At 39.8% G+C, this 8176-nt stretch carries 7 protein-coding genes; all 7 read right to left on the bottom strand.

Translation table 11 applies throughout. From position 1 onward, the window contains the following. Window positions 1-226: 226 nt before the first annotated feature. Window positions 227-1330 carry an N-acetylglucosamine-6-phosphate deacetylase gene (nagA, locus tag NHH15_RS09720; RefSeq protein ID WP_262066471.1) on the bottom strand — a complete coding sequence of 368 codons (1104 nt, stop codon included), beginning with the start codon at window positions 1328-1330 and terminating at the stop codon, window positions 227-229. Between the two features lie 129 nt (window positions 1331-1459). Further along, on the bottom strand, window positions 1460-2122 hold the full coding sequence (locus NHH15_RS09715) for a nitroreductase family protein (protein ID WP_262066470.1): 663 nt from the start codon (window positions 2120-2122) through the stop codon (window positions 1460-1462). 2 nt (window positions 2123-2124) lie between these two features. Further along, the gene (locus NHH15_RS09710; RefSeq protein WP_262066469.1) at window positions 2125-3171 is read right to left on the bottom strand and encodes an electron transfer flavoprotein subunit alpha/FixB family protein; all 1047 of its coding nucleotides are present in this window, start codon (window positions 3169-3171) and stop codon (window positions 2125-2127) included. A gap of 20 nt (window positions 3172-3191) precedes the next feature. Further along, entirely contained in the window at window positions 3192-3974 is a 783-nt protein-coding gene (locus NHH15_RS09705; RefSeq protein WP_262066468.1) for an electron transfer flavoprotein subunit beta/FixA family protein, read from the bottom strand. 11 nt (window positions 3975-3985) lie between these two features. Continuing rightward, complete coding sequence (locus NHH15_RS09700) at window positions 3986-5137, bottom strand: acyl-CoA dehydrogenase (protein WP_262066467.1); 1152 nt, start codon at window positions 5135-5137, stop codon at window positions 3986-3988. A 13-nt stretch (window positions 5138-5150) separates the two neighbouring features. After that, on the bottom strand, window positions 5151-6662 hold the full coding sequence (locus NHH15_RS09695) for an acetyl-CoA hydrolase/transferase family protein (protein ID WP_330639189.1): 1512 nt from the start codon (window positions 6660-6662) through the stop codon (window positions 5151-5153). A 54-nt stretch (window positions 6663-6716) separates the two neighbouring features. Then, window positions 6717-8168 (bottom strand): 4-hydroxyphenylacetate 3-hydroxylase family protein, encoded by a 1452-nt coding sequence (locus NHH15_RS09690; protein ID WP_262066466.1) that lies wholly within the window; start codon window positions 8166-8168, stop codon window positions 6717-6719. Between the last annotated feature and the right edge of the window lie 8 nt (window positions 8169-8176).

Below are 8176 nucleotides of genomic sequence, written 5' to 3'. Positions count from 1 at the left end.
AGGTCTTTCAGGGTTGTTGTCTATTGTTTAATTATCAAGGTTCTGTTGTGTTTTTATTGGCTGCTCGTCACAGGCAACTTTGATATAATAGCATGGTATCCAAGCAAAAGTCAATAACTATTTTCACTTTTTTTACTGTCTTTCTCTTTTTGAACAAATAGTCCAATATCCCCTCTTCTTTTACCCGTTTTGTTGTCTATTATTATGAGATATAGCTGTCCCCTCCTTAGAGAACCTCTAGGACATTTAGATTTTGGTCTGTCAAAACAATGTCTGCTCTCTTCCCTGCCGTCAGTGACCCTGTATCATGGTAAATGCCAATTCGTTTTGCAGGATTACGGGTCGCTGCCAGCAGCGCCATTCCCTCTGGAACCCCCATACTAATCACACGTTTGACACAGGTGAACAGATTTACAGCCGATCCCGCAATGGTTCCATCTGTCAGTGTCGCTTTTCCGTTTTCAACTACTACAGTCTGCCCTCCCAAATCATATTTTCCATTTTCCATCCCAGTTGCTCTCATAGAATCACTGACTAGAATGACTCGCTTACTGCCAAATAGCTGAAAGGTCATTCGCACTACTGATGGATGAACATGAACTCCATCTCCTATTAATTCCACTGTACAATTTTCACAATCAAAGGCTGCTCCAACCAAACCAGGCTCACGATGTCCCAAAGGAAGCATTGCATTATATAAGTGAGTGATGTGGTTTGCCCCCTTTTTCAGCCCATGAATACAGGTTTCGTAATCTGCTTCTGTATGTCCCAGAGCAATAACGACTTGATTTTGGAGCTCCTCAATAAATTTTTCTCCTCCCTTTATATCGGGTGCTAAAGTGACAATTTTTATCTGGTTCCCACTGATTTCATTGCATTTTTTAAACATTTCAATATCCGGCTTTTTAATATACTCAGCCCGGTGAGCCCCTTTTTTGACAACATCTAAAAACGGGCCTTCCATGTTAATTCCCACAATTCTGGCATTCTTCTCATCCTTTTCTAAATCAGCAGCTGTCTTAAACGCCTTCATTAACATCTGTTCAGGTAAAGACATGGATGTAGGACAGTAAGATGTAATCCCCTGGCTCTTCTGATATTTTAATATCTCCACCAAGCCTTTCTTAGAACCATCCGAAAAATCATACCCTGCCGCCCCATGGCTATGAATATCAATCAATCCTGGAATCACCTTTAATCCCGATGCATCAATGGAAGTTCGGTCACTTAAGCCTTCTTTATCCGAAACAATTCTCCCACCCTCAATAAAAATATCTTTCGAAGTATACAATCCATCTTCACCGAAAACCAAACCATTTCGAATAATCATACCCAGACTCCCTTCCATCCTTTTTCTCTAGTACTTACTCTAGCATATTTACAAAGAAGAAAAAAGAAGGCATCCACAATCAAGCTCGTTCTTACCCAAGTTGATTGAAGATCCCTTCCTTTTTTAATTCTAATCTACAAAATAACAAATATCCTCTAATTCTTTTCTCTTTGGACTTTTATGCTCTACATCAGCAGGCACACCAAAACTCATTAAACAAGTGAAGAAAAATCCTTCTTCATCAAAACCTGTTTTTTCCTTAATCAGATTTACGATTTCTTCCCCTGCGTAATTTGCACTGGTAAGCCAGCAAGAACCGTAGCCTAAATCCGTTGCTGCAAGAGTCATGTGCTCCATCGCAGCTCCTATATTCTGCATTCCCGGATTTGGTTTATACGCCAAATAATTCAGTTCTTCTTCTGAGGCTCCGCTCTTTTTCATTTCATGGTAGCCAGAGGGTAGATAATCCTTTCCCAAAGTAAGAATAACAACTGGAGCATTCTTAATAAATAACGTGAAATTCTTACAGAACTTACGAAATCTATTCGCTGCTTCTTCATCATCTTTTTCAAGTTTTGCTGAAATTTCTTCATTCTTGTCTGCAATTACTTGGCACAAAAGATTAATATTTTCCTTTGTGTCCAAAACAAAGAAACGCCAGTTTTGAAGATTTTTTCCCGAAGGAGCAATCCTCGCTGCATCTAAAATTTTCTCAATGTCCTTGCGAGGGATTCCTTCTTCTTTATATTTACGAATGCTTTGTCTTTTTGATATTAAATCAAAATACTCCATCTTTATGCCTCCGTAGCCGCAATACTTTCCAGGCTCTTTGCAAGTGTCGGAACGATTTGTTTGTAATCTCCTACAATTCCGTAATCCGCCACATCAAAAATAGGTGCCGTTTCATCTTTATTGATTGCAATAATAATATCTGCTTCTTCCATTCCTGCCACATGCTGAATTGCTCCCGAGATACCAATTGCAAAATATACATTTGGTCGAACCGTCTTTCCTGTCTGTCCTACCTGTAAATCTTTTGGTTTCCATCCTGCATCTACAACGGCTCTTGAACAACTCACTTCTCCACCAATTGCTTTTGCAAGCTCTTCTAAAATATAGAAATTCTCTGGACCACCTACTCCACGTCCACCAGATACCAAAATATTTGCATCCATAATATCCACTGTATTAGAAAGACTCTTCACAACATCTACAATCTCAACGTATTTATTATTTTCTTCAAATCCAGGATTGTACGCAATCACTTCTGCCTCAGCATCTGCAATTTTTTCAATTTTCTGCATGACACCAGGTCTTACTGTCGCCATCTGAGGACGGTTATCCGGACAAGCAATTGTTGCAATTGTGTTTCCTCCAAAAGCCGGTCTGGTCATTAACAGCTGATTGTGCTGTTGTTCTTTTCCCATCATTGGCTTAATCGGAAAATCTCCAATATCAAGCTGCGTACAGTCAGCTGTTAAGCCTGTCTGTACTCGTGCAGATACTAAAGGTCCTAAATCTCTTCCGATTGCTGTTGCACCTACTAAAACAATTTCCGGTTTAAACTCATTAATAATCGATGCAAGGGCATGTGTGTATGGCTCTGTACGATAATCCTTAAGTGCTGGATCATCTACAAGAATCACCTTATCAGCACCATACTGTGCCAGCTTCTTTACCAGACCTTTTACATCACTTCCCAAAAGTACTGCTGTTACATCTGTATCCAAATCTTTTGCCAAATCTCTTGCTTTTCCTAAAAGTTCAAGAGCAACTCCGTCTATCTTATTATCTACTTGCTGTACATAGACATATACACCTTTATATTCATTTAAATTCATTATGTCCCAGTCTCCTTTATCTATATAACATGCTTTTCTTTTAGCTTCTCAAGTATGTATCCAACTGATGCTTCAGGGTCTAAGTTTACCTGTTCACCTGCACCTTTTCTGACTTTATCAGAGGCCTTTGCTATCTTTGTAGGAGATCCCTTTAATCCAAGGTTTGAATCCTCTACATCAATTAGATCCTTACGGTTGAATTCTACAATCTCAGCATCATAAGCATCAAAAATTCCACCTGGAGTCATATATCTTGGTTCGTTCAATTCAGCAAGAGCAGTAATCAAACAAGGCATCTTCGCTTTTACAACGTGGTATCTGTCTTCATATTGACGCTGTGCTACTACGTAATCTCCTTCAATTTCAAGCTTTTGAGTATAAGAAATTACAGGAATATTTAGGTGTTCAGAAATTTGAGGACCAACTTGAGCTGTATCTCCATCAATTGCCTGGCGTCCGGTAATGATTAAATCATACTCCAGATTGCGGATTGCGCCTGCCAAAGTTGTAGATGTTGCCCATGTATCGGCTCCACCAAGTACTCTGTCTGTTACTAAAACTGCTTTATCTGCACCCATAGCCATAGCTTCTACTAATACGTCAGAAGCTTTAGGCAGTCCCATGGTGATAACGGTTACTTCTGCACCGTATTGATCTTTTAAACGGAGTGCCGCTTCTAATCCCGCTTTATCATCAGGATTCATAATTGCCAACATTGCTCCTCTATTTAATGTTCCATCTGGATTAAACTGTACGCCGCCTTTTGTATCCGGCACCTGCTTTATACAAACAACTATTTTCACTTTTCGTCCTCCTACTTCAAAAGATCTGCAGCTATAACCATACGCTGTACTTCTGATGTTCCTTCATAAATCTCTGTTATCTTAGCATCTCTCATCATACGCTCTACATCATATTCCCTGATATAACCGTAACCGCCGTGTAATTGGACTGCCTTGGTTGTTACTTCCATTGCAGTTTCTGCAGCATATAGCTTCGCCATAGAAGCTTCTACACTATAGTTACCGCCTCTTTTCTTTGCTTCAGCTGCTCTGTAAACCATCAACTGTGCCGCCTTTACTTTTGTAGCCATATCTGCAAGCTGGAACTGAGTATTCTGGAATTTAGAAATCGATCTTCCAAACTGCTTTCTTTCTTTTACGTACTCAATGGTTGTTTCTAATGCGCCTTCTGCAAGACCTAATGCCTGAGATGCAATTCCGATACGTCCTCCATCTAAAGTATGCATTGCGATGCCAAAGCCTTTGCCTTTTGCACCTAGCATATTTTCTTTTGGAATACGGCAATCTGTGAAGATTAGCTCATAAGTAGCAGATCCTCTGATACCCATTTTCTTTTCCTTTGTTCCAAAAGAAAAACCTGGAGTTCCTTTTTCAACGATGAATGCAGAGATTTCTTTTACTTGACGCCCTCTTTTTTCAACGGTTCCAGTCACAGCGATTACAATGTACACATCTGCATATTTACCGTTTGTGATAAAGATTTTACTTCCATTTAATACCCATTCATCTCCATCAAGAACAGCTTTTGTTTGTTGTCCTTGAGCATCTGTACCTGCTCCTGGCTCTGTCAGTCCAAAAGCTCCCAGCTTCTCACCTTTTGCAAGTGCTGGTAAGTATTTCTGCTTTTGTTCCTCTGTTCCATAAGTCATTATAGGATCCACGCACAAAGATGTATGAGCCGATACAATAACAGCTGTGGTTCCACATACCTTCGCCAGCTCTTCTACACACATTGCGTAGGTCAAAATATCACAACCTTGTCCACCATATTCTTTGGGTACTGGAATTCCTAAGAATCCGTATTTCGCCATTTTCTTTACCGTTTCTTCCGGGAAGCATTCGGTCTCATCCACCTCTTGTGCAAGGGGTTTTACTTCTGTTTCAGCAAAATCTCTAAATAACGTTCTTGCCATCTCGTGTTTACTGCTTAAATTAAAATCCATCTTTACTCCTCCGTTAATCCTGCCATTTAATTTTAAATCTATCTTCCCATTGACTAATGAGCTCTTCTCTGAAGTTTGGATGAGCAATCTGAATCAGTGCTTTGGCACGTTCTTTTAGAGATTTTCCTCTAAGATCTGCTATTCCATACTCTGTTACAATGTAACCCACATCATTTCTTCCTGTTGTAACGGCCACACCTGGTTCCAACATAGGAACAATCTTTGAAATACTTCCACCCTTTGCCGTTGAACTCATTGCAATAATGGATTTACCACCTTTTGACATGTTCGCGCCTCTTACGAAATCAACCTGTCCGCCTACACCAGAAATCTGCATCGTTCCCACACTCTCTGAGCTGACTTGTCCCATAAAGTCCACTGCCACACAAGAGTTGATGGAAATCAGATTATCATTCTTTGCAATCACATAAGGGTCATTGGTATAGTTTGCAGAAGCCATGTAAACAGTTGGATTATCATCAACGAAATCATAAAGTTTTTGACTTCCCATAAGGAAGGTTGCTACCAATCTTCCCGGATTGAAATTCTTCTTCTTATTCGTAATAACACCTGCTTCAATCAGCTCCACCACACCGTCGGAAAACATTTCAGAATGAATTCCCAAGTCCTTTTTATCTTTTAAAGATAGCAACACTGCATCTGGAAGTGCACCAATCCCTAATTGTAAGGTATCTCCGTCTTTAATCAGACTTGCACAATTTTCACCGATTTTCTTTTCCACTTCGGAAAGTTCGCTTCGTGGAAGTTCAATCATCGGAATATCTTCTTCTACCAAATAATCAAACTCACTTAAATGCATAAAGCATTCTCCATGACATCTTGGCATGTTTTTATTGATTTGAGCCACTTTCATCTTCGCAACCTTAGCAGCGGTATAACTATAGTCCACCGAAACTCCCAAGCTTACATAGCCATGTTTGTCTGGCGTACTGACCTGTACCAGTGCAACATCCAAAGGCATGAATCCATCTGTAAATAACGAAGGAATTCTTGAGAAGTACTGAGGCGTGTAGTCTCCACGACCTTCTTTAATTGCAGCCCTCTCATTTTTTCCAACAAAAAGTGAATTGTGTCTGATATGACCTTCGGCCTTCTCGGAACAATATCCGCTTTCACCCATACCAACCATTGTTGTTGTTTCTACATTTTTCAGCTCATCCATTCTGTCACAGAGAGCTTTTGTCAGAGCAATTGGTTCACCACATGCATGTCCAATAGCAACTCTGTCATTGTCCTTAATACACTTTACTGCTTCTGCAGCAGTGACAATTTTGTCCTTATACTTTTCCTTGTAATCCTGCATCTTTTCACCCCATCCAAGAATTTGTTTCATCACTTCTTTCCCACTAATCTGATGGTTCATAAATACTTCTGGTTTCTGTCCCGTTCCTTTTGGACAATTCCTTTCACATCCTGCAACCAGCAGATGAATGTCAGCATCTGACGGATTTGTAAATTGTATCTTTGCAGACAGGTGCCCCCCTATCTCTTTGACCGCTTTCATCCGGTCATACCTAGGGTTACACCCACCACAAAATTTTACATAGATATTCATATACTATTTTTTCTTAATCCCTGCAATGTTTTTTGCAAGCTCTTTTTTATGCTCAACGTTGGCCTGTCTTCCAATCATAATTCTCTGAGCCTGAGGTGAGCCCGCTCCATGCATAGATTCTGTTCGATATCCAACAGCTGCTGTTCCTAGAGTGATGTTCTCAATTAATCTTAATATTCTCATGCGATCCTCAGTGGAAACATCTGCATTACCCTGTAAATATTTATCAATGTATGGTCTTAGCTTTTCATTATCATAATCTTGCTGGCTTGGCATTGTTACCATCAAACCACCTGCAATATCCTCTGCAAGACGTGTGATTTCATAAGGCATACGAGTAATGTTCTGTTTACAGACATTTGCAAGTAAAGTATCTACATAGTAGTTTCCAGCCTTCATTTTTGAACCTTCACAAGAGCATGCAATACCACAAGAATACAAGGTTTCATTTAAGTGATTCATTTCAATAATTTTGTCTTTGATATGGCTTGCTTTTGGTACTCCGTTATAATCTGCTGCCAATGCCGTTGCTCCGATTAAAACATCACCAACACCAACTTTACATCCACCATAGCTTTGACGGTGATAAGATGCAAATCTTTCAACCATCATACCAGCAAAGTCTGTCTCACCATTCATAAAGATGCGGTCATTCGGAACGAAAACATTATCAAAAATCATTAATGCTTCATGTCCTCCAAAGTTCTTATTTCCAACATCGATATCAGCATTTGGTTCCATTTTTCTTGTATCACAGCTTTGACGACCGTAAATCATGAAAATACCTTCTGCATCAGATGGAAGGGCAAAAGCAACTGCGTAATCTTTATCTTCCGGTCTCATTGCTATTGTTGGCATTACAATAACTTCATGTGAGTTTACAATTCCTGTTTGATGGGCTTTAGAACCACGTACAACGATTCCATCTTCCCTTGTCTCTACTACTCTTAGATACATATCTGGATCTTTTTGCTGCGAAGGTGAAAGTGCACGGTCTCCTTTTGGATCCGTCATGGCACCATCCACAACAAGGTCTTCTCTTTGAATTCTTTCCCAGTATTTTTTGAAGTTTTCATGGTAGTTTGTTCCATGAGCTTCGTCACACTCATAAGTAGTTGAATATACTGCATTTGCAGCATCCATTCCCACACATCTCTGGAAGCAGGAGGCAGTTTTCTGTCCAAGAAGTCTTTGCATTTTCACTTTCTTGATTAAGTCATCTGTGCTTTGGTGAAGATGTGCAAAACGATTCACTTTTTCTCCTGTTAAGTTGGAGGTTGCAGTCATTAATTCTTCGTATTCAGGTTGTTGAGCCAATTCATAGGTCATAGCCACTGAGTTCATTGAAGGCTTAATGATTGGATGCTCTGTTGGAACATCTACTTTTTCACCCATAAGATACACTTCCAGGTTAAGCTTTTTTAGACTTTCGATATACTCTTCTCTTGTTTTCATTTGTTTTC

The organism is Aequitasia blattaphilus (assembly GCF_024721305.1).
Taxonomy (GTDB): domain Bacteria; phylum Bacillota; class Clostridia; order Lachnospirales; family Lachnospiraceae; genus Aequitasia; species Aequitasia blattaphila.
This window is presented reverse-complemented; position numbering and strand designations above follow the sequence as displayed.